This is a genomic window from Streptomyces antarcticus, from assembly GCF_026627255.1.
GTDB classification, from domain to species: domain Bacteria; phylum Actinomycetota; class Actinomycetes; order Streptomycetales; family Streptomycetaceae; genus Streptomyces; species Streptomyces antarcticus.
The window spans coordinates 1-908 of the sequence record NZ_JAPNLM010000086.1 but is presented as its reverse complement, the minus strand read 5'-3'; the positions used below and the strand labels follow the sequence as shown (position 1 = coordinate 908).

At 70.3% G+C, this 908-nt stretch carries 1 protein-coding gene; it reads right to left on the bottom strand.

Going from position 1 to position 908, the window contains the following annotated elements; genetic code table 11:
• A partial coding sequence (locus OTB16_RS39150; RefSeq protein WP_267727717.1) for an ATP-binding protein occupies positions 1-908 on the bottom strand: 908 nt, incomplete at both ends.

The window sequence follows — 908 nt, the reverse complement described above, 5'->3', positions numbered from 1 at the left end:
TTGAGGCCGGTGATGGTGCCGGAGCGGTGGGCGTTGAGGGGCTGCTCCATCTTCATGGCTTCGAGGACGACGATGAGTTCGCCCTCGGTGACCTGCTGGCCTTCTTCGACGGCGACCTTGACGATGGTGCCCTGCATGGGGGAGGCGAGGGTGTCGCCGGAGGCGGCGGGGCCGGTCTTCTTGGCGGCGCGGCGTTTGGGCTTGGCGCCGCCGGCGGCCGCGGTGCGGGCCAGGGTCATGCCCAGGGACGACGGCAGCGAGACCTCCAGGCGTTTGCCGCCGACCTCGACGACGACGGTTTCGCGGCCGGGTTCGTCCTCGGTGTCGTCGGCGGCGGGGGCGACGAAGGCGGGGATCTTGTTGACGAACTCGGTTTCGATCCAGCGGGTGTGGACGGTGAAGGGGTTTGCGTCGGCGGGGTTGAAGGCGGGGTCGGTGACGACGGCGCGGTGGAAGGGGATGGCGGTGGCCATGCCTTCGATCTCGAACTCGGCCAGGGCGCGGGCGGCGCGCTGGAGGGCTTGTTCGCGGGTGGCGCCGGTGATGATGAGTTTGGCGAGGAGGGAGTCCCAGGCGGGTCCGATGACGGAGCCGGATTCGACGCCTGCGTCGAGGCGGACGCCGGGGCCCGAGGGCGGGGCGAACTTGGTGACGGTGCCGGGGGCGGGGAGGAAGCCGCGGCCGGGGTCTTCGCCGTTGATGCGGAACTCGATGGAGTGGCCGCGCAGGGCGGGGTCGTCGTAGCCGAGGGGTTCGCCGTCGGCGATGCGGAACATCTCGCGGACGAGGTCGATGCCGGAGACTTCTTCGGTGACGGGGTGTTCGACCTGGAGGCGGGTGTTGACCTCGAGGAAGGAGATGTAGCCGTCGGCGGAGACGAGGAATTCGACGGTGCCGGCGCCGACGTA